A 22,970-nucleotide genomic window follows, 5' to 3' on the forward strand; every position below is an offset into this window, starting at 1 on the left:
ACCTCCTGGTCAGGGCAGCTTGGGTTCGACCAGCCCGGCCACCGTGCCCGCGCGGCGGCACGCGAGCGGGGTGTCCGAGAAGCCGGTGTTGCTGACGTCGATCTGCACGCTGTTGCGGTCCCCCACGCCGAGCAGCACGGCACAGGTGCCGTCGGCGGCCTTCTTGTCGGCGACCTTCAGCCCGGGGTGCCTGCCGACCGTCGTCTTCGTGGCGTTCTTCTTGGCGACGTCGAGGTCGGCGAGGCCGTGTTTTTCGTCGAAGGTGACGGTGACGCCGAAGGTGGCGGGCACGGTCCAGTCGCACGCCCGGGCCCCGGCGATGTCCTTGGGCTTCCCGAGCACGTTCACGCCGGCGGCCGACCGGTCCTGCGGGGAGAGCAAGGCGCAGGGATCGAGCGAGGCGAGGCCGATCCGCGAAGCGGACGGCGCAGGTGCGGCGGTCGCGGTGGCCTCCGCGGAGGAGTGCCCGACGGCGGCGGACGGTGTGGTCTGCTGCCCGCACGCGGTGAGGGGAAGAAGGAGAGCGGAAGCAAGGAGAAGACGGCGCACGCCACGCCCCCGGCCCGGCGCAACCGGCCCCCGGCCGTCGGCACCCGCCGGCCCGCGCGCCTGTGCCCGCACCAGCTCATCCACCCGTGCAGTCCACACCTTCGGCCGCCTGCTCGTCGGCGTGCTGGTACTTCGCCAGCGCCTCGCCGATCCGCTGCTTGAGCGTCTCCAGCTCCTTGCCGAACGCGGTCAGCTGCTGCACCGCCGAACCCTGGCCGCCGATCCCGTACTCGGCCATGAACTCGCCGATCTCGCCGGCGTACCCGCCGCCCAGCGGCACGCTCCGGCCGAGCACCTTGGCTTCGCGGACCATTTCGCCGACGACGTCCTGCAGCCGGCCGAGCTTCGCGTAGGCGTCCGTGGCCAGCTCGGGCGCGACCGCGAAGCCGCGGACGTCGTAGGGCGGCTGGGTTCGCACCTCGCTCATAAGCGGTTACGCCTCTCCGTAGCCGGGCGACCTCGAACCGCAGCATACGACAGAGCGGGGTGTCAGCGGGAGCACCCAGAATCGGGTGAAGGGGCACCCGTTCGGGGTATCGTCGCTGCTTGCGCAGCGTCATCGGAAACCCTTCGCGGGGTTCCGCCCCCAGGTTCGCCCGGGTTTGACACACTGGGTGGAAGGCTGGTCGCTGCGCGCGGACAGCAGCGAGGGGGCCGTCGGGCCCGGCGGTGCGCACACTGCGCGCGGCCATGCGCCACCAGGAGGTCGAGTGACGTCGAGAATCCAGTCTGCCGCGCCCGGATCGGGCGAGCAGGCATCCGGGCGGCCGCCTTACCCGGCGGAGCCCTCGGGCAACGGCCGGGTCCCCGGTCACCCCGGCAGAGTGCCGCTGGACGAACTGCACGACACTGCACGCCGGATCGCCGCCAACGTGGAACGCGTGCTGGTCGGCAAGCCCGACGTCATCCGGATCGCGCTGGTCACCCTGCTCGCCGAAGGCCACCTCCTGGTCGAGGACGTGCCCGGCGTCGGGAAGACGTCGCTGGCCAAGGCGCTCGCCCGGTCGATCGACTGCACGGTCAGCCGCATCCAGTTCACCCCCGACTTGCTGCCGAGCGACGTCACCGGCGTCTCCATCTACAACCGCCAGTCCGGCGACTTCGACTTCCGCCCCGGCCCGGTGTTCGCGAACATCGTGGTGGGCGACGAGATCAACCGCGCCTCGCCGAAGACGCAGTCGGCGCTGCTCGAGTGCATGGAAGAGCACCAGGTCACCGTCGACACCACGACCTACCGGCTCGAAGAGCCGTTCATGGTGATCGCCACGCAGAACCCGATCGAGATGGAAGGCACGTACGCGCTGCCCGAAGCCCAGCGCGACCGGTTCACCGCGCGGGTCTCCATCGGCTACCCCGACCAGCAGGCCGAGCTGGCCATGGTCGACGAGCACGCCGGCCACAACCCCCTCGAAGACCTGCAGCCGGTGTCCGACGGAGAGACCGTGCACCGGCTGATCGAGACGGTCCGCGCCGTGCACATCGCGCCGGAGGTCCGCCGGTACGCCGTCGACGTCGTCGCGGCCACCCGGGGAGTCCCGGAGATCCGGCTCGGCGCGTCCCCGCGGGCCACGCTGCACCTCGTCCGGGCGGCGCGCGCGCAGGCCGCGCTGTCGGGCCGCGACTACGTCGTGCCGGACGACCTGCACACGGTGGCGGTCCCGGTCCTGGCCCACCGCCTGGTGCTGACCACCGAGGCCCACGCCGCCCGCCGGTCGGCGACCGACGTCGTGCGCGCGGTGCTGCACCGGGTGCCGGTGCCGCAGGGCACCCGGCCCTAGCCGGTGACATCTGGGGCTTCGCCACCCGAACCCCCGAAAATTGTCCTGCCGCCGAAGGGGAAGAGAACGGCATGCTGCGTGCCCTGTCCGGCCTGACCACCCGCGGCCGCTGCCTCCTGGCCGCGGGGATCGCCGCCGCGGTGTGCTCGTTCGTGCTCAACGAACGCGACCTGCTGCGGGTCGCGGTGTTCGTGGTGGCGCTCCCGCTGCTGGTCGCCGCGTTCATCTCGGCGACGCGGCTGCGCATCGGCGCCGCTCGCACGCTGCGTCCCCAGCGGGTCGCGGTCGGCGGCAACGGCGAGGTCCAGCTGGAACTGTGGCGCAGCGGACGGCTGCCCGCCGGCGAGATCCTCCTCGAAGACGGCGTGCCGTACGCGCTGGGTTCCCGGCCGCGGTTCGTCGTCGAACGGCTGCCGCACGACCGGCGCGTCGCCCTGCGCTACCCGCTGCAGCCGGTGCTGCGCGGGGTCCAGCAGGTCGGGCCGCTGCGCGCGACGATCACCGACCCGTTCGGGCTGTGCGAGTTCGAGCGCGAGCTGATCGGGCACTCGCGGCTGGTCGTCGTGCCCCGCGTGGTCCCGCTGTGGGGCCTGCCGAGCGGCGCGGGCATCGGCGTCGGCGACGACGGCACGGTCCGGCTGCACGCCGGGCAGGGCGAGGCCGACGTGATCGTCCGCCAGTACCGCCACGGCGACGACCTGCGGAAGGTGCACTGGCGCTCCACGGCCCGCCGCGACGAGATCATGGTCCGCGTCGAGGAACGCCCGTGGCGCGGCGGCACGACGGTGCTGCTCGACCACCGCGCGGCCGCGCACCACGGCGCCGGCCCGGCGGCGAGCCTGGAGTGGGCGGTGGCCTTCGCGGCGTCGGCGGCCCTGCACCTGCGCCGGTCCGGCCACCGCGTCCGGCTGGTCAGCGAGCACGGCGTCACCCTGGCGGACACCCCGGGCGACGGCGGCGACCACTACGACCACGTCGTGCTCGACGCGCTGGCGGCCCTGCAGCCGGCGCACCAGCGCGACATCACGCTGGCCGGCGACCCGGCCGGCGGCCAGGAGCTGATCGCGGTGCTCGGCACGGTGAGCACGGAGGCGGTGCACGAGCTGACCCAGTACCGCCCGCGCGGCATCAGGAGCCTGGCGGTCCTGCTGGACACGCCGACCTGGTCGGCGGGGGTTTCGGCGCCCGAGCAGAGGGCCGCGGCGACGGAGGACTCGGCGGCCCTGCTGCGCGCGGCCGGCTGGGGCGTGATCGTGGCGGGCCCCGGTTCGCCGATGCCCCAGGTGTGGGCCGAGCTGTGCCGCAGCGGAGCCCGCCGCGGCACGCTGATCGGCGGCCCGCGATGAGCACCGCCGCGCGTGTCTCGCGCCGAGCCGACTTGCGGTCCGCAGTGAGCCTCGCCGCACGCGAACCAGCGCACGCGCCGCGCCGAGCCGAGCTTCGATCCGCGCTGCGCCTCACCGCGTCGCCGACCACGACCCGCCGCATCGCACCGCGCCGCAGCGGTAGCTGCGGTGCGGTGCGGACCGCGCGGCCCGCGCCCGGCCACGGCCGCACCAGCCGCGGCGCGCGCATCGAGCCGCCCGCGCCGCCGAGCGCCGCCCCTTCGCCGAGCCGGCTCCCCCGGCCCGCGCCCCGCCGCACCACCTCGATCGGGGAGTCGCGATGAGCACCGCCGCACCGCCGCGGAAGTTCGATCGGCCCGCACCCCGGCCGGAGCGGCCGCTTTCCGCCTGGCGCAGCAGCGTTCTCGCGCCCGTCGCCGCCGGGGTGGCCACCCTCTGCGCCGCGACCTCGGTCACCAGCGTTGTCACCGGGCTGGCCTGGTTCGGGTACCTGTTCGTCGCCGTCCTGCTCATCGGGGCTTCCGGGCTGGCCCTCCGCTCGCTGCAGGTGCCGACCGTCCTCGTCGGCTTCGGCCAGCTGCTCGTCCTGCTCTTCCTCATCACCGGCGCCTTCACCACGCACGGCATCCTGCAGGTCATCCCCGGCCCGGAAGCGTTTTCCGAAATCGGCACCACGCTCTCGACCGCCGCCGAGCAGATCCGCGTCGGGTTGCCGCCGGTCGAGGGCAGCCAGCCGATCCTGTGCCTCGTCACCATCCTGATCGGCCTGGTCGCCGTTCTCGTCGACACCCTGACCGTCGCCGCCGCGGCGCCCGCGGCGACCGGGCTCGTGCTGCTCTGCGTCTACGCCGTGCCGGCCGCGCTGAGCGAGGAAATGCTGCCGTGGTGGACGTTCCTGCTCGGCGGGGCGGCGTTCGCCGGCCTGCTGGCCGTCGACGGCAACCACCGGCACCGGCGCTGGCGCACCCGGGAGGCCCCCGGGAGCAGCGGCAAGCCGGGCGTGCTGTCCGCGCCGGTCGCGGTCGTCTGCGCGGCGATCGTGCTCGGCCTGCTGGGCGGGGCGATCAGCTGGGTCGGCACGATCGGCCGGATGCCGTTCGGCGAGGGCGGCAACGGCCCCGGTGCGGGCTCCGGCGGTTTCGGCATCCAGCCGTTCACCGAGCTGCGCGGCATGCTCGACCAAGGGGCGAACCGCGAGCTGTTCAAGGTCCGCGGCCTCGGCACCGACCGGCGGCTGATGCGCGTGATGACGCTGGACACCTACTACCCCAACAAGGGCTGGGGCCTGCACGACGAAGGCCGTTCGCAGCAGGGCGTCCCGGTCGGGCCGCAGCTGCCGCCCGCCCCGGGCGACGACGGCACCGGCACCGCGCGCCGGATCGACGTCGAGCCGACCAGCTGGCGGGACAACTGGCTGCCGGTGTACGGCGCGCCGCGGGTGATCGACGGCGCGGCCAACGGCTACCTCTACGACCAGATCAGCGGCACGGTGTTCACCACCCGCAGCGAAACGCCGCCGGCGTACACCGAATACGCGTCGCTGAAGGAACCGACGGCCGCCGAGCTGCGCGTCACCTCGCGGGTCGACGACCTGCCGCCGCGCTACTCCCAGCTCGACCGGGTCGACGACCGCGTCCGCGCGAAGACCCAGCAGCTGATCGCCGGTGGGGCCAACGACTTCGACCGGGCTTCGGCGATCTGGCGCTACTTCACGGCGCAGAACGGGTTCGTCTACGACACGAAGACCGCGCCGGCGAACGACGCCGACGCGCTCGCCGACTTCATCCTCAACGGCAAGCGCGGCTTCTGCGAGCAGTTCGCGTCGGCGATGGCCGTGATGCTGCGGGTGGCGGGCATCCCGTCGCGCGTGGCGATCGGCTTCACGCCGGGTGTGCAGGTCAACGACTACCTGACGATCACCACCCAGGACGCGCACGCGTGGGTCGAGGCGTACTTCGGCGACAAGGGCTGGGTGACGTTCGACCCGACGCCGCTGTCCGACGGCCGCGGCATCACCCCGTCGTACCTGCAGGCCGGCCCGCAGAACGGCAACCAGCCGGACGACACCCAGGTGGCGCCGAGCACGGTCCAGTCGAGCGCGGCACCGACCGGCGTCCCGCGCGACCACGAGGCGAACGCCCCGGCGCAGACGGCCAAGGACGCTTCGGACGGCGACGGCTGGCTGTTCGACCTGGCCTTGGTGCTCGCCGCGCTGGGCGCGGGGACGCTGCTCGTCGCGGCGCTGCTGCGGCGGACGCTGGGCCGTGGGCGAGGGCGGCCGGCGGACGGCGCTCCACCGCCCGGGCCGCCGGACGGCGACCGGAGCGAGGGCGCGCTGCTGGTGCGGGCGACGGCGCCGGTGGCGGCACCGTCCCGGCTCCAGGCGCTGCTCGGCTGGCTGCCGCTGCTGGCGGTGGGGTTGTGGATCACCGCGCTGGGCCTGCTCGCGGCGACGGTGGCCTGGTGGCTCGGGGTGCTGGTGGTGGTCCTGCAGCTCGCGGCGGCCGGCCCGGCGCTGCTGCGCGAGGTCGTCCGCCGACGCCGCTTGCAGCGGATCGTCCAGCACCAGCCGGGCGCGGCCGACGCGGCGTGGGCGGAGCTGCGCGCGGAGTGCGCGGACCGCGGCCTGCCGATCCCGAGCAGCGACACGGTCCGCGTGGCGGGCCAGAAGCTGGCGGCCAAGCACCACCTCGACGACGAGGGCCGCGAAGACCTCCGGACGGTCATCGGCGTCCTGGAGAGATCGTGGTACGGCGAGGACGACGCCGCGCAGCCGGACCTCCCGCCGGCCTTCGAGGGACTGCGGCGGAGCCTTCGCCGCAACGCACCGCTGTCGTGGAAGGGCAGGTTGTTCCCCCGATCGGTCTTCCGCAACCGCGACTGACCCACGCAACCCCGGGCATCACCGTGCTTGGCGGGGCATCTCGCGTGATCAGCGGGGCATCAGCGTGATGCCCCGCTGATCACGTGTGTGACCCCTCCAGACACACGAGATACCTCTGGCCGGGGTGGGCGAGACCGAGGCGGCGCGCCGGGTCACCCGGGTGGGGGTCACCCGCTGTTACCGCAGCTGAGGAAGCCGCCGCGGGTGGCAGAGCACACAAGAAGATCCGCGTCCCCCCGTTCGGCGGACGCGGATCTGCTCAGTCTTGCGGCGCTACTGCTCCTCGAAGCGCTGGCGGAAGCGCTCCTCCATCCTCTGGGTGAAGGAACTCCGGCCACCCGATGGCTTGCCGCCGCGGGATGGTCCACCGGCCTTGCCGTCTCCGTCGGCGCCGTGCCGAATCGATGTGACGGCCATCATGACTCCGAAGAACATCACGAGGAACCCGAGCACGCTGATCAGCGGGATGTCGGCCACCCGGAACTGCGGCACCACCACGCCCAGCACCAGCAGGGCCACGCCCACTACGAACAGGGCGATGCCCTGAATACGCCGTCGGCGAGCGGGGCGACGCAACCGGGTGCCACGCACCGTGGATGCGAACTTGGGGTCCTCGGCATAGAGCTCGCGCTCGATCTGATCGAGCAGCCGCTGCTCATGCTCGGAGAGTGGCATCTTTCCTCCTCCGGCACAGCTGTCGCGGGCGCCGGGCCGCGCAACGTCCTGGACCCAACAGCCAACCCCAGGCGGGGTGGCACTGTCCAGGATACGAGGCCCGCGCCCGCACGACTACCCGATCCCGCATCCAGTCGGGATCGAATTGGGCTAAATCCCGCCCGGCGGGCGTTGCGGACCGTCACCGTTGCCGATCGTGACCATTTTGCCGCCCGACCGCCGTTGTGGGGGAACGCCGCCGAGTCGAAGATCACCCTCCGTGCCGTCACCCCTCCCGAGGCCCCAGTAACGACGCGGGCCGCACCGCCGCCGGGCCGAACTTCGACCGCGCGACGTCGGCCGCCACCTCCGCATCGCGCCAGCGCGGGGCCGGTGAATCGAACACCAGCTGCTCCCCCGCCTCCCCGGTATCCAGCCCTTCGACGCGGACGCCGATCAGCCGCACGGCCCCGGTCGGCGCGTGCTCGGCCAGCAGCGCGACGGCGACCGCGTGGATCTCGCGCGCCACGTCCGTCGCCGAGACCAGCGTGCGGGCCCGGGTGATCGTCCGGAAGTCCGCGAACCGCACCTTGATCGAGACCGTCCGGCCGCGCAGCCCCCGCCCCCGCAGCGTCGCGCCGACCCGCTCCGCGAGACGCAGCAGCTCCAGCCCCAGCGAGGCCCGGTCGTGCCGGTCGACGTCGAAGGTGTGCTCCGCACCGATCGACTTCTCCGCCGACTCCGCCACCACCGACCGCTCGTCCACCCCGTGCGCCAGCCGGTACAGGTGCTCGCCGGCCGCGGTGCCCAGCGACTTCTTCAGCCGCTCCGGCGGGAACGCGGCGACGTCGGCGATCGTGGCCAGACCCAGGCGCCGCAGGTGCTCCTCGGTCCGCGCACCGACGCCCCACAGCGCCGACACCGGCAGCGGGTGCAGGAACGCCAGGGTCTCCGCCGCGGGCACCACGACCATGCCGTCCGGCTTCGCCATCCCCGACGCCAGCTTCGCGACGAACTTGACCTTCGCCACCCCCACCGAGCAGGTGATCCCGTGCTCGGCCGCGACCCGCGAGCGGATCTGCGCGCCCAGCGAAGCCGGGGTGGCGCCCAGCCGTCGCAGCGCCCCGCTGACGTCCAGGAACGCTTCATCGAGACTGAGCGGTTCGACCAGCGGCGTCAGCTCGCGGAAGATGCCCATGACGCCGCGGGAGACCTCGCCGTAGAGGCCCGACGTCGGCGGGATGTTGATCAGGTGCGGGCACAGCCGCTTCGCCGTCGAGAACGGCATGGCCGAACGCACCCCGAACTTCCGCGCCGGGTAGTTCGCCGCGGCCACGACGGCCCGCGGCCCGCCCCCGGACACCACGACCGGCTTGTCCGCGAGCTCGGGCCGGGTCCTCAGCTCGACCGACACGAAGAACGCGTCCATGTCGACGTGCAGCATGCCGCACCCGGTGTCGTCCGGCACCGGCTCCCCCGGCCGGACGCGGAACCGGCCCATCCCGCCCGGCAACTCGGCATTTCGCCCCATACCGCGGACGCTACCGGCCGCCACCGACAGTTTTCGGGGGGTTCGGGTGGCGGAGCCCCCGACCTGGGGCGAAGCCCCAGAGGTCATTGCCAGTTTCGGATCACCGGGGAGCGCGACGGCGGAAACCCGCGGGAACGGCTCAGGCCGGGCGCGCCACCGCGTGCAGCCGGCCGGCGATGTCCCGCAGCTCCGGCGTGCCCGCCGCCACCCGCTCGAACTCCGCCAGCTCGTCGTCCCGGACGTCGCCGCTGACCAGGTCCGAGATCACCCGGTCGCCCTGCAGCAGCGTCACTTCGAGGCCCGCGGCCTCCAGCTCGGCACGCAGCCCGGAGGCGGAGAAGCGCCGCAGCACGGTATCGCCGGTGGCGACGCCGTCGGCGCTCTCGAGCAGCTGCCGGGCCTCGCGGACCCGGCCCGCCAGCGCGCGGTGGAACACGGCCGCGTGGCGGTTCGCCACCAGCACCGACACCGCGCCACCCGGCGCCACCGCCGTCGCGAGGGCCGTGAGCACCGCCGCCGGGTCGTCGACGATCTCCAGCAGCCCGTGCGCCAGCACCAGGTCGGCCGAGCCGGCCTCGACGTACCGGCCCAGCGCGTCCGAGTCGTCCGCGACCACCGTGATCAGCTCGGAGACGCCCTCTTCCTCGGCCCGGCGCTGCAGCGTGGCCAGGGCGTTCGGGCTCGGCTCGACGACGGTCACCCGGCAGCCGGCCGCCGCGAACGGCACCGCCCAGCCGCCGCTGCCGCCGCCCACGTCGACGACGCGGGGGTGCTCGGCGCCTCGGGCACGGGCGGCCTCGATTTCGGCCTCGAGCACCCGGCGGACGGCGCCCGAACCCCGGGCGGCCACGGTCTCCGTCTTCATGTCGCACAGGGTAGTGCCCGCTCCCGCCCGCCTCCCGAGCTCCTCCCTTCGAGTGAACGGCCCTTGCCCGGCGGCGCCTCCCGCCCGCACCCGTAGGCTGGACTTCGTGCACACGGTCGCCGTACTCAGCCTCAAGGGAGGCGTCGGCAAGACGACGGTCGCTCTCGGTATCGCGTCCGCCGCCTTGCGTAGGGGCACGCGGACGCTGGTGGTCGACCTCGACCCGCAGGGCAACGCCACCACCTCGCTCGACCCGCCCTACACCGACGCCACCCTCGCCGACGTGCTCGAGACCCCGACCCGGGAAACGCTGGAACGCGCGATCGCCCCGAGCGTCTGGAGCGAGGACGTCGACGTCCTCGTCGGCACCGAAGAGCTGGAGCTGCTCAACGACCCGGACGCCGACAGCGAGCGCCTGGCGAACTTCTCCCGCGCGCTGGACGAGCTGCACCGCACGCCGCTGCGTGAAACGCCGTACGAGCTGGTGATCCTGGACTGCCCGCCGTCGCTGGGCCGCCTGACGAAGTCGGCGCTCGTCGCCGCGGACAGCGCGCTCATCGTCACCGAGCCGACGATGTACGCCGTCGCCGGAGCGTCCCGGGCGCTGGAGGCGATCGAGAAGATCCGCAAGGAGCTCAACCCGGACCTGCGCCCGATCGGCGTCCTGGTCAACAAGCTGCGCGTGCGCTCCTACGAGCACCAGTTCCGGGTCGCCGAGCTGCGCGAGAACTTCGGCTCGCTGGTGATGCCGACGGCGATCACCGACCGGCTCGCGGTGCAGCAGGCCCAGGGCGCGTGCAGCCCGATCCACGAGTGGCACTCGCCGGGCGCCCAGGAGATCGCGCTGACGTTCAACATGGTGCTGGCGAAGATCCTCCGCTCGAACCGGGCGGGCCGGCACCGCATCGAGGGCGAGGAACCCGAAGGCCCGGACTGGCCAGAAGGTCCGGCCCCGGAGACCCCCGAGGCGCCCGCCGAGGTGTCCGAATCCGCGGGGTGAGCCGTGCCCGAAGGTGACACCGTCTTCCTGGTCGCCAAGCGCTTCGCCAACGCGATGACCGGGAAGACGTTGCTGCGCGGCGAATTCCGCGTGCCGCAACTGGCCACTGTGGACCTGTCCGGCCGCGAGGTGCTCGACGTCGGGACGGTGGGCAAGCACCTGTTCACCCGCTTCTCCGGCAACCTGACCCTGCACTCGCACCTGCTGATGGACGGGATGTGGGACGTCTACCCGGCCGGCGCGAAGTGGCGACGGCCCGGCCACCACGCCCGCGTGATCTTCACCGCGGCCGACGTCCAGGTGATCGGCTTCCGCGTCCACGACCTGAAACTCGTGGCCACGAGCAAGGAACACGACCTCGTCGCCCACCTCGGCCCGGACCTGCTGGATCCGAAGTGGACGGACGAGCACCTGAAGCAGGCGATCGCGAACCTGACCGCCGCTCCGGCGCGCGAACTCGGGCTCGCCCTGCTCGACCAGCACGTGCTGGCGGGCGTCGGGAACCTCTACAAGTGCGAGATCGCCTTCCTGCTCGGGGTGACGCCGTGGACGCCGGTGTCCGAAGTGGACGCCGGGCGCACGGTTGCGCTGGCCCGCAAACTGCTGCTGGCCAACGCCATCGCCGGGCGCTTCGACCAGAGCACCACCGGCCACCTCGACCGCAACCGCAAGAACTGGGTGTACGAGCGCACCCGCCAGGGCTGCTTCCGCTGCGGCGGCAAGCTCCTGGTCCGCACGCAGGGCCACGACGTCCAGCGACGGCCGACGTGGTTCTGCCCGAAGGACCAGACGGGCCCGTACCCGGCGCAGTAAGCTGGCTCACGTGACGACGTTCAAGCTCCCGCTCTACGGGGCCGACACCGAACGCGGCGACCTCGCTCCCTGAGCCGCGCGCTCCTTCCCGTCACCTCTTCCGCACCGCCAGGGAGCTCAGTCATGCCCGCAATCCTGACCGGGCAGGCGCTGCGCGCGTTCGCGCACGCCCTGCCCAAGGTCGAACTGCACGTCCACCTGGTCGGCTCGGCGAGCCTGCCGACCGTGCTCGAGCTGGCCCGGCGGCGCCCGGCCGCCGGCGTCCCGACCGATGAACGCGAACTCGCGGAGTTCTTCACCTTCCGCGACTTCGCCCACTTCCTCACCGTCTACCTCGCGGTCACCTCGCTCGTGCGCGACCGCCACGACATCCACACGCTCGTGACGGGCCTGGCGGCGGATCTCGCCGCGCACCACTGCCGGTACGCCGAAGTCACCGTGACGCCGTACAACCACCTGCTCGACGGGATGTCCGGCGACGACCTGCTGGCCGGGCTCGAAACCGGCCGGGCCCGCGCCGCCGAACTGGGGGTGGAACTGGCCTGGTGCTTCGACATTCCGGGCGAAAAGGGCGTACGGGCCGGGCGCGAGACGCTCGTGTTCGCGCTGCGCGAACGTCCCGCAGGCCTGGTGTCGTTCGGGCTCGGCGGCCCCGAGCTCGGCGTCGGGCGCGCGCAGTTCGAGCCGTTCTTCACCCGCGCGCGGGAAGCCGGGCTGCACAGCGTCCCGCACGCCGGGGAGACCACCGGCCCGGCCACGATCTGGTCGGCGCTGCACGACCTCGGCGCCGAGCGGATCGGCCACGGCACCAGCTGCGCGGCCGATCCGGCGCTGCTCGAACACCTTGCCGCGCACCGGATCCCCCTGGAAGTGTGCCCGACGTCGAACGTGCGGACCGGCCAGGTCGCGGACATCGCCGCGCACCCGGTCCGGCGCATGCTCGACCACGGCCTCGTGGTGACGCTCAACACCGACGACCCGCCGATGTTCGGTGCCACGCTCACCGGCGAGTACGTCGCCGTGGCCGAAACACTGGGCCTCACCACCGCCGAACTGGTCCGCCTGGCGGAGAACGCCGTCGCCGCCTCCTTCCTCGATGAGCAGCGGAAAGCCGTCCTGCGGACCGAGATCACAGAAATGACGTTGCCGCGCGCCACCGACTTCGCCTAGCTTGGAAGTACACGAGAGAGGAGGTGGTCCAAAGTTGTATATCGACAGGACTCGTGAGGTGGCTGTCCGCTAGCGGATGGCACGTGGAGGACTTTGAGCAGCGCTACAGCTGAGCCACCTTCGGCTCATCGCCTGCTCCACGTGATGCCTGATAGCGAATACCAGGCAGTCACCGTGCCCCCGGGGTTTCCGAGCACCAGTCCGGCTCGGACTCAAGCGTTTGACGGCGCTTGAGAGGCACCCCGGGGGTTCCTTCATGCGCTCATTTGTGCAGGTCATGCCACCCGGCGTCGCAGGATGACCGTCCGGCGATCGGCATTTCGCTGTTCTGTCCCCCGGACGGCTGATGCTCGCTAGCCTGGAAGCATGCTTCGGCCCGACTACCCGATCACCACGGCTCGGCTGATCCTGCGCCCGTTCACGCCCGGGGACCTCGACGCGCTGAACTCCTTCCAGTCCCGCGCCGACGTCGCCCGCTACCTCTACTGGGGCCCGCGCAGCCGCGCCGAGTCGGCCGCCGCGCTCGCCAAACGGGTGCACAGCTCGACGTTGACGAAGGAAGGGCAGCTGCTGGCCGTGGCGGTCGAGCTGGCCGCGACGGGGCAGCTCATCGGCGACCTGAACCTGGAGTGGCTGAGCAGCGAACACCGCCAGGGCGAGATCGGGTTCGTCTTCCACCCGGACCACCACGGCAAGGGCCTGGCCGCCGAGGCGGCCACCGAACTGCTGCGGCTGGGCTTCGAAGATCTGGGGCTGCACCGCATCGTCGGCCGCTGCGACGGCCGGAACACCGCGTCCGCCGCGCTGATGGAACGCCTCGGCATGCGCCGCGAGGCGCACCTCAAGGAGAACGAGATCGTCAAGGGCGAGTGGGCCGACGAGCTGATCTACGCGATGCTCGAGGACGAGTGGAAGGACCGCGATTAGTGGCCGCCTTCACGCCGGAGTGACGCTCGGGTCGCGGCTCCCGGGCGATTTGGCAGCATAGGGGCGTGTTCTTCGACAAGATCGTCCGCCCGGCGCTGTACCGGCTGTCCTACCACGATCCCGAGCTGGTGCACGAGCGCACGATCGGCGTCCTGGCCCGGCTCGGCAAGGCCGCGCCCGCGCTGGGTGGCGCGCTCCGCGTCGACGACCCGGTGACCGTGCTGGGCCTGCGGTTCCCCAACCGCGTCGGCCTGGCCGCCGGGTTGGACAAGAACGGCCGCGCGTTGCCCGCGTGGGCGGCGCTGGGGTTCGGGTTCGTCGAGGCCGGCACGGTGACCCGGCTGGCGCAGCCGGGAAACCCGAAGCCGCGGCTGTTCAGCCTTCCGGCGAGCGACGCGGTGATCAACCGGATGGGCTTCAACAACGACGGTGCCGAGGCCCTCGCGGCCAAGCTCGCCCGCGACGGCAAGCCGGGCGTCCCGCTGGGGGTCAGCATCGGCAAGTCGAAGGTGACGCCGCTCGAGGACGCCGTCGAGGACTACCGGTTCTCGCTGCGGGCGCTGCACCCGTACGCCGACTACTTCGCGATCAACGTCAGCTCGCCGAACACGCCGGGCCTGCGGCAGCTGCAGGACCGCACCGCGCTCGCCGAACTGCTCGGCGAGCTGCGTTCGACGTCCCTGGAGCTCGCCGGCGGCGGTTCGCCGACGCCGGTGCTGGTGAAGGTCGCGCCCGACCTGACCGACGACGCGCTGGCCGAGCTGCTGGAAGTCGCGCTCGAGCACGGCGTCGCCGGGATCATCGCCACGAACACGACGTTGGCGCGCGACGGCATCGCCCCCGCCGAAAGCGGCCTGGCCGGACAGGCGGGAGGACTGTCCGGCCGGCCGCTGACCACCCGCGCGGCCGAAGTCGTGCGTTTCGTGCACGACCACACCGGCGGGAGCCTGCCGATCATCGGCGTCGGCGGGATCATGGGCCCGGACGACGCGATCCGGCTCGTCGACGCCGGCGCGTCGCTCGTGCAGCTGTACACGGGCTTCGCGCTGCACGGGCCGGGTTTGGTGCGCCGCGTCAGCCGGGGTCTCGCAGCCCGGCGGTAGACGCGAAGCGCACGTAGCCGCGCCAGGACTCGTAGCGCTCCAGGCCGGGACCCTCCGCGGCCGGGTCGCAGCGCACCGCCAGCGGGGTGGTGCCATCCGCCAGTTCGACGCGCTCCAGGACGAACGGCGGCTTGAGCGTCGTCGCGAACTGCTCGAACGCGGCCGGGGACAGCCGCCAGCGCTCGCCGTCGAGGCCGGTGTCGCCGTCGAGGACACCCGGCTGCGGTGGTTCGGTGTCCAGGAGCACCATCCGGTAGGACTCGGTGGTCCGGACCGGTCCGGTGAAGCGGGCGCCGAGCGCGGTGAGGTCGGCGTTGAGCGGCTGGCCGCGCAGGTGCGCGCCGAAGACGATGACGTCCTCCCCCGGCTCGGGGTAGGGCGTCATCGGCTCGTCCGTGCAGACGGTGGCCAGGTCGAGGGCGATCTGGTCTTCGAACGCGCGCGTCAGGAAGGTGACGCCGAAGGGACGGCGGTCGCCCGGCAGCACCGGGACGGTCACCGAGGCCACGTCGAGGAGGTTCGCGAAGGCCGTGCAGGAGGCCAGGCGGTGGCCCACGCCGACCGGGTCGGCCAGCGCTTCGGCGATCCCGGGGTGCTCCGGCACGGTCGGCACGAGGAGGGCGTCGAAGCCGTCGAAACCCTGCTCGAGCACGGAGATCGGGGTGAGCACGGCACCGGCCGCGATCAGCCGGGTGACGACGGCCTCGAGCGCGAGGCTCGCCGCCTCGCCGAGCGGGAGATCGGTGGGGTAGGCGACCCGCGGGTGCTCGCCGGCGCCGAGGCGGACGTCGGCGGGCCAGTGGCGGTCGCCGCCGGTCATCAGGGTGAGGGCGCGGTGGGCCGCGACCAGGCCGTTCGCGTACACGGAGACGTTGTCGGCGGCGGGCAGCAGGCCGCGCGTCGGCTTCACCGCGGCGACGGCGTTCAGCGCCGCCGGGACGGCGCCCCCGGTGCTCAGCGCCAGGTCGACGACGCCGAGCGCGACGGCGACCGCGGCGCCGTTGCCCCCGGCCTTGGTGCGGTCCCAGGCGCCGGAGATCTGCGCGGCGCCGGTCTTGCCGAGCACCACGGCACCGGCGGCGGTGAGCCGCGTGACGACCGCGGCGCTGGTCTCGGGGACGCCGTGGCCGGACGGCTGGGCGGCGACGTCGATCAGGTCCTGGACGGCGATGACCGTGCCGGCCAGCGGGAGGACTTCGCCGGCTTTGACGCGTTCGTCGACGGCCTTGGCGTCGACGAGGACGTCTTCGACGGCGCGGAGGGTGGTCCAGAGTTCGGGGCGGCCGGCCTCGGTGAGGCGTTCGAAGGCCGAGATGACGCGTTGGGATGCGGTGGGCGGGGTGTCCGGCACGGGGTCCGGGTCCGGCGGGAGCGTGTTCACGGGGCGTCCTTTCCTCGGCGGTCGAGAAAGTCCACTGTGTACGGTCGGCGCCGGCGATCCTCAGTGCACGGCGGGCCTCCCGGCGAGTGACACCTCTTGATGCATGACAGAAACGTTAGGGCGTGGACGTTTCCGTAGCCATCAGTTTCCGATTACGCGCGGGTTTCGGCACCGGAAGGTGAACAGGGCGCGACGCCGGGGTGAAACGCACGATCACGCACGCCGCGTGACGACCAGCCGGATCGGCCGGTCGGCGGCACCCGAACGGCCCAGTTTGAGATCCCAACGGCCCAATCCCGCCCCGATTCGCGTGATGGACGCCGAAACTGGCGTGATTCACCCCGGAACTCGCGTGATCGGACCCGGAACTCACGTGACTGGAGGGGCATCACGCGTGTCTGAGGGGGCATCACTCGTGTCTGGAGGGGCATCGCGGCGATGCCCCTCGGATTACGCGAGCTGCCTGCTGGCACACGCGTAATGCCCCTTCCGTCACGTGGGTTGCGGGGTCAGGAGAGTTCGCGGAGGGCCATGGCCAGGCCGGCCAGGCGGTCGGTGGCGTCGGTGAGGGCCTGTTTGGACGTCACGAGGCCGTCGCCGGCCGCGGCGACCGAGTGGCCGGCCGCGGCGACCAGGCCGCGGTAGCCCTCGAGGCCGTCGTCGAGCTGCTCGCGGAGCTTGGCCACCGCTGCGTCGAGGGCCGCCTTCTCGCGGGCGGGTGCCGAGTCGCGGCCGCGCTCGATCGCCTGGATGCGGGCCGCCAGGCCGCGCAACGCGGCTGCCGCCTCGGTCGCCGTCTGACGGGCGTCCGCGACCGACACCTCCGAGACCGGGGGCATCCCCAGCGAGGACGGCACCGAGAGCTGGCGCAGCAGCTCGGTCAGCGAGGCCTCGCACTCGGCGAGGCGTTCCATCGGCTCGCGGGCCGCCGAGCGGGCGGGTGGCAGCGGCGGCGGGCCGGCCGGCGCCGCCGGGATCGGGATGCGCTTGAGTTCACGCAGCTTGAGGCCGGAGCGGACGCTGAACGTGCCGAAGATGACGGCTCCCGCGAACGCCGTGATCGCCTGCGGCATCATCGCGGCGCTCGTCGGACTGAGCCAGCCGACGGCGGCGGCCACCGTCACGACGGCACACAGGATCGTCAGGATGATCCACAACGTCAGCGCCTTCGACGTCCGGCGCTTGCGGCGTTCGAGCTTCGCGGCCGGGTGGTTCCAGCGGTCCCACTTGGCCCGGGCCTCGGCGAACGCCGGAACCTGGCTCGCCATGGACGACAGCGAGGCCGTCATGTCGGGCCGCCGGACCGGCGGCCGCTGCAGCGGGTTCGGGCGCCGCGGGGCGGGCTTCCCGCCGGCCTGCTCGGCCGGCGGGAAGTACTTCTGCACCTTTTGGAGCTGTTCCTGGGCGCGCACCGCGTAGTCGGGCAGCTTCTCGATGTGCTTCTCCAGCTTCGCGCTCAGCTCGCTGAAATCACGCCGTCTGCCCTGCTGCGCCATGGTGCTCGCCCCCTTCGGTGTGGTCAGGCCGGGTTCTTGCCCTGCTCGGCCTGGACGCGCGCCTGGATCTCGCGCTGGATGTCGGCCTGGCTGCTCGCCGCCGGAGCCGTCTTGCCGCCGTCGGTCACCTGGGCGACCGAGTCACCGTGCATCGACGCGCGGATCTGCTGCAGCCGCGACTGGCCGGCCATCTGCGTGGTGGAGGCCTGGACCTCCATCATGCGACCCTGGACCGAGTTCTGCGCCAGCTCCGCCGAGCCCAGCGCCGTGGTGTAGCGCTTCTCGATCTTGTCGCGGACCTCTTCCAGCGACGGCGTGTTGCCCGGCGCGGCCAGCTGGCTCATCTGGTTCAGCGAGGCGGAGACCTGCTCCTGCATCTTCGCCTGCTCCAGCTGCGAGAGCAGCTTGGTGCGCTCGGCGAGCTTCTGCTGCAGCATCTGCGAGTTGCGCTCCACGGCCTTCTTGGCCTGGGCCGCGGCCTGCAACGACTGGTCGTGCAGCGTCTTCAGGTCCTCGATGCTCTGCTCGGCCGTGACGAGCTGCGTCGCGAAGCTCTCCGCGGCGTTCTCGAACTCGGTGGCCTTCTGCTCGTCACCCTTGCCGCGCGCCTCGTCCGCGAGGACGAGCGCCTGCCGGGTGGAGGCCTGCAGCTTCTCGACCTCGCCGAGCTGCCGGTTGAGCTTCATCTCCAGCTGCCGCTGGTTGCCGATCACGGAGGCGGCCTGCTGCGTCAGCGCCTGGTGGTTGCGCTGCGCCTCCTCGATGGCCTGCTGGATCTGTACCTTCGGGTCGGCGTGCTCGTCGATCTTCGACGAGAACGCCGCCATCATGTACTTCCAGAACTTCACGAACGGGTTGGCCATCTCCTCCGCCTGCCTTCTTGCGTCCCACGGGCCTGGTACTCGGGGTGGGGCGTCACTCCCCTGCATCTGCAACGCACCGACCCCGGCGTCGGGTTCCATCGTGTCAGGTCGGCCACGTCCGTTCCAGGCGACCCGGCCGAATTCAGGGATCCCCCTGATCACTTCCCGTAGCCCACGCGAATGGCCCCGGGCGGGTTGCCCGGGGCCATTGCCGTGTCCGACTCGTGATCAGGCGGCGATCGTGGACGCCAGCTTGGGCTGCCCGATCGTCGTCCGCAACGTCGTGTTCATCCTCGGTGCGGGAGAAACCCGCAGGTCGGCGAGGTCGTTCCCGATCAGCTCCGACATCAGGCGGCCGCCTTCGATGCCGGCCGCCGAGGCCTCGGCGCCCCGCTTCTCCCGGGGCGTGCCTTCCACGATCCGCTCGTCGACCGGTGGGACCTCGACGTGGTCGAGGGCCGAAACGTCCGCCGCCACGTTGTGCAGCAGCTCGCCGAGCGGAAGGTCCAGAGCCTGGCAGATGGACGCGAGCAGTTCGCTCGACGCCTCCTTCTGGCCCCGCTCCACCTCCGAGAGGTAGCCGAGGCTGACCCTGGCGGCGCGGGAGATGTCGCGCAGCGTACGACGCTGGTTGGTGCGGGCATGACGGAGCCGATCACCGATCGCCTCACGCAACAGCACGGTCATCACGCGCCTCCCTTCCGAACAAGTACCCCCTACGTTACCCAGAGCGGCGCCCCGGGCGCAGGAGTTGGTGTGCCCGTACGCCAAGGGCGAACGCGTTTTTCACGCCAAATGTTCCCCGAGCAGGGCAAACGCGGCCAAGACCGACTCGGTCCTGATCAAGTCCCGAGTGCCGGTCAAGTCCAGCGTACGGACTGTACGTGTTCCCGGCCCAGCGAGCCCGAGGTGCACGGTGCCCGGCTCGACGCCGTCCTGTGCCGACGGTCCGGCCACACCGGTGAGCCCGAGGCCCCACGTGGCGCCGCACCGGTCGCGGGCGCCCTCGGCCAGCTGGGCGGCCACCTCGGGGTGGACGGCGCCGTGCTCGGCCAGCAGCTCGGGGTCGACGCCGGCCAGTGCGGCTTTCAGCTCGGTCGCGTAGACGACCAGTCCCCCGCGCAGGACCGCGCTCGCCCCGGGCACCCGCGCGAGGGTGGCGCAGACGAGCCCGGCCGTCAGCGACTCGGCCGCCGCGACGGTCTCGCCCCGCGCGGCCAGGGCCGCGACCAGGGCCGTTTCGTCCACCGTCAGCTCCCGGTGACCCGGCGCCCGGCCGCCCGCAGCCGCACCGCCCGCACCAGGTAGTCGACGCCGGTGACCACGGTCAGCACCAGGGCCAGCCCCATCAACGCCCACCGCACCGGGTCCGCGCCGGCCGGCAGCGGCAGCAGGTACGCCACGATCGCGGCGATCTGCGCCATCGTCTTGGCCTTCCCGCCCCGGCTGGCCGGGATCACGCCGTGCCGGATCACCCAGAACCGCAGCAGCGTCACGCCGATTTCGCGAACCGCGATGACGATCGTGACCCACCAGCCGAGCTCGCCCAGCACACTCAGCCCGACCAGCGCGGCGCCGGTCAGTGCCTTGTCCGCGATCGGGTCGGCGATCTTGCCGAAGTCGGTGATCAGGCCGTACTTGCGGGCCACCCAGCCGTCGAGCTGGTCGGTGGCCGAGGCGATCGCGAACAGCCCGGTCGCGATCGCGCGCCAGGTCTCGTCGTGGCCGTCGCCGACGAACAGCGCGACGACGAACAGCGGCACCAGGACCAGCCGCGACAACGTCAGCAGGTTCGCGACGTTGAGCGTCGGGACCGGGGTCGGCTCCGGGAGCTGGGCGGGGGCGTCGCGCGCCAGGCCCTCGTCGGCGGCGTCGCTGGGGAGCGCACTCACCGGTCGGCGTCCGGTACCGCGCGGACGATCAGGTCGACGCCCGCCGAGTCGACGACCTCGCAGCGCAGGAAGTCACCGACCTGCACCTTTTCCGGGGCGTCGAGGATGATGCACTCGCCGTCGACCTCCGGCGCCTGGTGCGCCGCGCGGCCGGTGAGCTCGCCGTCGTCGTCCAGCTCCACCAGGACGTCGACGAAGGTGCCGATCCGGTCCTCGGCGCGCTGCGTGGTCAGCTCCTCGACCAGCGCCGAGATCCGGGTGACGCGGCGGCCGACCTCTTCGGGGTCGAGCTTGCCGTCGAAGGTCTCGGCTTCGGTGCCGTCCTCGTCCGAGTAGCCGAAGACGCCGACGGCGTCGAGGCGCGCGCCCGTCAGGAACCGCTCGAGCTCGGCCAGGTCGTGCTCGGTCTCGCCGGGGAACCCGACGATCACGTTGGTCCGGATGCCCGCCTCGGGCGCGTACTCGCGGATCTGCTCGCACAGCGCCAGGAACGAGTCCGTCGAGCCGAACCGGCGCATCCGGCGCAGCACCTGCTCGCTGGAGTGCTGGAACGACAGGTCGAAGTACTCGGCGACGCCCGGCGTGGTCGCGATGGCCTTGACCAGTTGCGGGCGCGTCTCGGCCGGCTGCAGGTAGGAGACGCGGACGCGCTCGATGCCGTCGATCTCCGCCAGGCGCGGCAGCAGCCGCTCCAGCGCGGTGGCGCCGTCGCGGCCGAAGTCCTTGCCGTAGGACGTCGAGTTCTCGCTGACCAGGAACAGCTCCTTGACGCCGTGCTCGGCCAGCCACATCGCCTCGGCGACGATCTCGTCGGGCTGCCGGGAGACGAACGAGCCGCGGAACGACGGGATCGCGCAGAACGAGCAGCGCCGGTCGCAGCCGGAAGCGATCTTCAGCGCGGCCACCGGCGCGTCGTCGAGGCGCGTGCGCAGCACCCGCGGGCCCCAGCCGTGCTGCGCGTGGCCCGGGACCTCCACGGTCTCCGCGGCGGCGGGCCGCTGGACCGGGCTGATCGGGAGCAGCTTGCGGCGGTCGCCCGGCGTGTGCGAGGCGATCTTGCGGCCGGCGACGACGTCGTCGAGCCGAGCCGAAAGGTCGGCGTAGTGGTCGAAGCCCAGCACCGCGTCGGCCTCCGGGAGGCTGTCGGCGAGCTCGTGCCCGTAGCGCTCGGCCATGCAGCCGACGGCGACGACCTTCTTGCCCGTGTCGGACGCGGCGAGCAGCGTGTCGACGGAGTCCTTCTTGGCCGACTCGACGAAGCCGCAGGTGTTGACCACCACGACGTCGGAGTCCTCCGGATCGGCCGCCAGCTCCCAGCCGCCGGCCGCGAGCCGGCCCGCCAGCTCCTCCGAGTCGACCTCGTTGCGGGCGCAGCCCAGGGTCAGCAGGGAGACGCGTCGGGGGGCGGCTGGGTCCGTGGCAGGGGAAGGCACGACGTTCAGGGTAGCCGCCGGTCCCGCGTGGCCCGACGACGGCGTAGCCCGGTGGTGACAACCGGGGCTTCGCCCCGAGCCGGGGACTCCGCCACCCGAACCCCCGAAAAGCGGCTGTGACAACCGGGGCTTCGCCCCGAGCCGGGGGCTCCGCCACCCGGACCCCCGAAAAGCGGCTGTGTCGCCGCGCGCGCCAGACGATGTGGCAGGGTGGACGATCGTGCCGTCAGACTCGCTCCGCCCGACCGTCCGCCGCGCCCGGATCGCCGACGTCCGCAAGATCAAGGCCCTGGTCGACTCGGACGCCGGCCGCGTCCTGCTGGAGAAGGACCTGGTCACGCTGTACGAGGCGGTCCAGGAGTTCTGGGTCGCCGAAGTGGGTGACGAAGTGGTCGGGGCGGCCGCGCTGCACGTGCTCTGGGAGGACATCGCCGAGCTGCGCACGGTCGTGGTCGACAAGGCCGTCCGCGGCCAGGGAGTCGGGCGGCTGCTGGTGGCCCGGCTGGTCGACGAAGCGCGTGAGCTCGGTCTCAAACGGCTGTTCGTCCTGACGTTCGAGACCCGCTTCTTCACCGGCCACGGGTTCGTGGAGATCGACGGCACGCCGGTGTCGCACGAGGTCTACGAGGAGATGCGGCGTTCGCACGACACCGGCGTCGCCGAATTCCTCGACCTTCCTTACGTCAAGCCGAACACTCTCGGCAATTCGCGGATGCTGCTCGAACTCTGAGTGAAAACCTCCGTTCGGGCGGTGACGGGCGCCACCGGCCTGCCGGAAGCTGATCGGGCACTTGTCCACCGATCGGCAAGGGAAGCAAGCGATGCGCACGACACTGCGGAACCTGGGGGCCACCGTGACGGTGGCCGTTTCTGTCGGCGCGGGTGCCCTGCTGGGCACCGGCACCGCGGCCGCCGTCGACATCCCGGCGGTCACCGACCAGTACCTCTTCTCGACGTCACTGTCCGGCTTCGAAACGATCCGGAACCAAGCGCCGTACTCCGGCCAGCTGGACTGGTCGTCCGACGGCTGTTCGTGGGCGCCGGACAACCCGTTCGGGTGGCAGTTCCTGCCCGGCTGCCACCGGCACGACTTCGGCTACCGCAACTACAAGAAGCAGGGCCGGTTCACCGAGGCGAACCGGCTGAGGATCGACGACAACCTCTACTCCGACCTGAAGAGCGTCTGCGGCTCCAACATCGCCTGCAAGGGTGCGGCGTGGACGTACTACGAGGCGGTCCGCAAGTTCGGCGGCTGAGCCCGGCGGCCCGGGCCGCGTGCTCGGCC

Annotated in this window: 22 protein-coding genes; 10 read left to right on the plus strand and 12 right to left on the minus strand. The window is 72.3% G+C overall.

Annotated elements, in window-relative coordinates:
• Positions 1–9: 9 nt before the first annotated feature.
• Together ISP_RS32135 and ISP_RS32140 are read right to left on the minus strand one after the other, a co-directional pair.
• On the minus strand, positions 10–549 hold the full coding sequence (locus ISP_RS32135) for a DUF3558 domain-containing protein (protein WP_071831438.1): 540 nt from the start codon (positions 547–549) through the stop codon (positions 10–12).
• Between the two features lie 76 nt (positions 550–625).
• Positions 626–976 carry a hypothetical protein gene (locus ISP_RS32140; RefSeq protein WP_013228051.1) on the minus strand — a complete coding sequence of 117 codons (351 nt, stop codon included), beginning with the start codon at positions 974–976 and terminating at the stop codon, positions 626–628.
• A gap of 283 nt (positions 977–1,259) precedes the next feature.
• Here ISP_RS32140 and ISP_RS32145 point away from each other — a divergent pair, with 283 nt between their 5' ends.
• From ISP_RS32145 to ISP_RS32155, 3 genes are all read left to right on the plus strand, one after another.
• Positions 1,260–2,327 (plus strand): AAA family ATPase, encoded by a 1,068-nt coding sequence (locus ISP_RS32145; RefSeq protein WP_200876238.1) that lies wholly within the window; start codon positions 1,260–1,262, stop codon positions 2,325–2,327.
• 71 nt (positions 2,328–2,398) lie between these two features.
• Positions 2,399–3,673: a DUF58 domain-containing protein gene (locus ISP_RS32150; protein ID WP_013228053.1), complete on the plus strand. Its 1,275-nt coding sequence runs from the start codon at positions 2,399–2,401 to the stop codon at positions 3,671–3,673.
• A gap of 319 nt (positions 3,674–3,992) precedes the next feature.
• Complete coding sequence (locus tag ISP_RS32155; protein ID WP_013228054.1) at positions 3,993–6,557, plus strand: transglutaminase TgpA family protein; 2,565 nt, start codon at positions 3,993–3,995, stop codon at positions 6,555–6,557.
• Positions 6,558–6,830: 273 nt separating this feature from the next.
• On the opposite strand, the gene ISP_RS32160 is transcribed toward ISP_RS32155, so the two are convergent.
• The 3 genes from ISP_RS32160 to ISP_RS32170 all read right to left on the minus strand — a co-directional run bounded on the left by ISP_RS32160 (position 6,831) and on the right by ISP_RS32170 (position 9,607).
• The gene (locus ISP_RS32160; RefSeq protein WP_014467437.1) at positions 6,831–7,232 is read right to left on the minus strand and encodes a DUF3040 domain-containing protein; all 402 of its coding nucleotides are present in this window, start codon (positions 7,230–7,232) and stop codon (positions 6,831–6,833) included.
• Between the two features lie 265 nt (positions 7,233–7,497).
• Positions 7,498–8,712: a DNA polymerase IV gene (dinB, locus tag ISP_RS32165; RefSeq protein WP_013228056.1), complete on the minus strand. Its 1,215-nt coding sequence runs from the start codon at positions 8,710–8,712 to the stop codon at positions 7,498–7,500.
• Positions 8,713–8,881: 169 nt separating this feature from the next.
• On the minus strand, positions 8,882–9,607 hold the full coding sequence (locus ISP_RS32170) for a methyltransferase domain-containing protein (protein ID WP_013228057.1): 726 nt from the start codon (positions 9,605–9,607) through the stop codon (positions 8,882–8,884).
• Positions 9,608–9,713: 106 nt separating this feature from the next.
• Between ISP_RS32170 and ISP_RS32175 the strand changes: the two genes are divergently transcribed.
• From ISP_RS32175 to ISP_RS32195, 5 genes are all read left to right on the plus strand, one after another.
• Positions 9,714–10,607 carry a ParA family protein gene (locus ISP_RS32175; RefSeq protein ID WP_013228058.1) on the plus strand — a complete coding sequence of 298 codons (894 nt, stop codon included), beginning with the start codon at positions 9,714–9,716 and terminating at the stop codon, positions 10,605–10,607.
• Between the two features lie 3 nt (positions 10,608–10,610).
• The gene (locus ISP_RS32180; protein ID WP_013228059.1) at positions 10,611–11,420 is read left to right on the plus strand and encodes an endonuclease VIII; all 810 of its coding nucleotides are present in this window, start codon (positions 10,611–10,613) and stop codon (positions 11,418–11,420) included.
• A 123-nt stretch (positions 11,421–11,543) separates the two neighbouring features.
• Complete coding sequence (gene add / locus ISP_RS32185; RefSeq protein WP_013228060.1) at positions 11,544–12,590, plus strand: adenosine deaminase; 1,047 nt, start codon at positions 11,544–11,546, stop codon at positions 12,588–12,590.
• Between the two features lie 366 nt (positions 12,591–12,956).
• Complete coding sequence (locus ISP_RS32190; RefSeq protein WP_013228061.1) at positions 12,957–13,517, plus strand: GNAT family N-acetyltransferase; 561 nt, start codon at positions 12,957–12,959, stop codon at positions 13,515–13,517.
• A gap of 65 nt (positions 13,518–13,582) precedes the next feature.
• Positions 13,583–14,620 carry a quinone-dependent dihydroorotate dehydrogenase gene (locus tag ISP_RS32195; RefSeq protein ID WP_013228062.1) on the plus strand — a complete coding sequence of 346 codons (1,038 nt, stop codon included), beginning with the start codon at positions 13,583–13,585 and terminating at the stop codon, positions 14,618–14,620.
• Here the strand turns inward: ISP_RS32195 and ISP_RS32200 are convergent.
• The 7 genes from ISP_RS32200 to rimO all read right to left on the minus strand — a co-directional run bounded on the left by ISP_RS32200 (position 14,592) and on the right by rimO (position 21,685).
• Positions 14,592–16,001, minus strand: a complete 1,410-nt coding sequence (locus ISP_RS32200) for an allophanate hydrolase-related protein (RefSeq protein ID WP_013228063.1) — start codon at positions 15,999–16,001, stop codon at positions 14,592–14,594. The two genes, ISP_RS32195 and ISP_RS32200, sit on opposite strands and share 29 nt — an antisense overlap.
• A gap of 509 nt (positions 16,002–16,510) precedes the next feature.
• Complete coding sequence (pspM, locus tag ISP_RS32205) at positions 16,511–17,497, minus strand: phage shock envelope stress response protein PspM (RefSeq protein WP_013228064.1); 987 nt, start codon at positions 17,495–17,497, stop codon at positions 16,511–16,513.
• A gap of 23 nt (positions 17,498–17,520) precedes the next feature.
• Positions 17,521–18,360 carry a PspA/IM30 family protein gene (locus tag ISP_RS32210; RefSeq protein ID WP_013228065.1) on the minus strand — a complete coding sequence of 280 codons (840 nt, stop codon included), beginning with the start codon at positions 18,358–18,360 and terminating at the stop codon, positions 17,521–17,523.
• A gap of 228 nt (positions 18,361–18,588) precedes the next feature.
• Positions 18,589–19,047: a helix-turn-helix domain-containing protein gene (locus tag ISP_RS32215; protein ID WP_014467438.1), complete on the minus strand. Its 459-nt coding sequence runs from the start codon at positions 19,045–19,047 to the stop codon at positions 18,589–18,591.
• A gap of 99 nt (positions 19,048–19,146) precedes the next feature.
• Positions 19,147–19,608 carry a CinA family protein gene (locus ISP_RS32220; protein ID WP_013228067.1) on the minus strand — a complete coding sequence of 154 codons (462 nt, stop codon included), beginning with the start codon at positions 19,606–19,608 and terminating at the stop codon, positions 19,147–19,149.
• Between the two features lie 2 nt (positions 19,609–19,610).
• Positions 19,611–20,252 (minus strand): CDP-diacylglycerol--glycerol-3-phosphate 3-phosphatidyltransferase, encoded by a 642-nt coding sequence (pgsA, locus tag ISP_RS32225; RefSeq protein ID WP_013228068.1) that lies wholly within the window; start codon positions 20,250–20,252, stop codon positions 19,611–19,613.
• Positions 20,249–21,685, minus strand: a complete 1,437-nt coding sequence (rimO, locus tag ISP_RS32230) for a 30S ribosomal protein S12 methylthiotransferase RimO (RefSeq protein WP_013228069.1) — start codon at positions 21,683–21,685, stop codon at positions 20,249–20,251. The genes pgsA and rimO overlap by 4 nt, the downstream gene beginning before the upstream one ends.
• 220 nt (positions 21,686–21,905) lie before the next feature.
• On the opposite strand from rimO, the gene ISP_RS32235 reads away from it, so the two are divergent.
• Both ISP_RS32235 and ISP_RS32240 read left to right on the plus strand, forming a co-directional pair.
• Positions 21,906–22,415: an amino-acid N-acetyltransferase gene (locus tag ISP_RS32235; protein WP_013228070.1), complete on the plus strand. Its 510-nt coding sequence runs from the start codon at positions 21,906–21,908 to the stop codon at positions 22,413–22,415.
• 91 nt (positions 22,416–22,506) lie between these two features.
• Positions 22,507–22,941, plus strand: a complete 435-nt coding sequence (locus ISP_RS32240; RefSeq protein ID WP_013228071.1) for a phospholipase — start codon at positions 22,507–22,509, stop codon at positions 22,939–22,941.
• Positions 22,942–22,970: the final 29 nt, after the last annotated feature.

The organism is Amycolatopsis mediterranei, from assembly GCF_026017845.1.
In the GTDB taxonomy this organism is placed as follows: Bacteria; Actinomycetota; Actinomycetes; order Mycobacteriales; family Pseudonocardiaceae; genus Amycolatopsis; species Amycolatopsis mediterranei.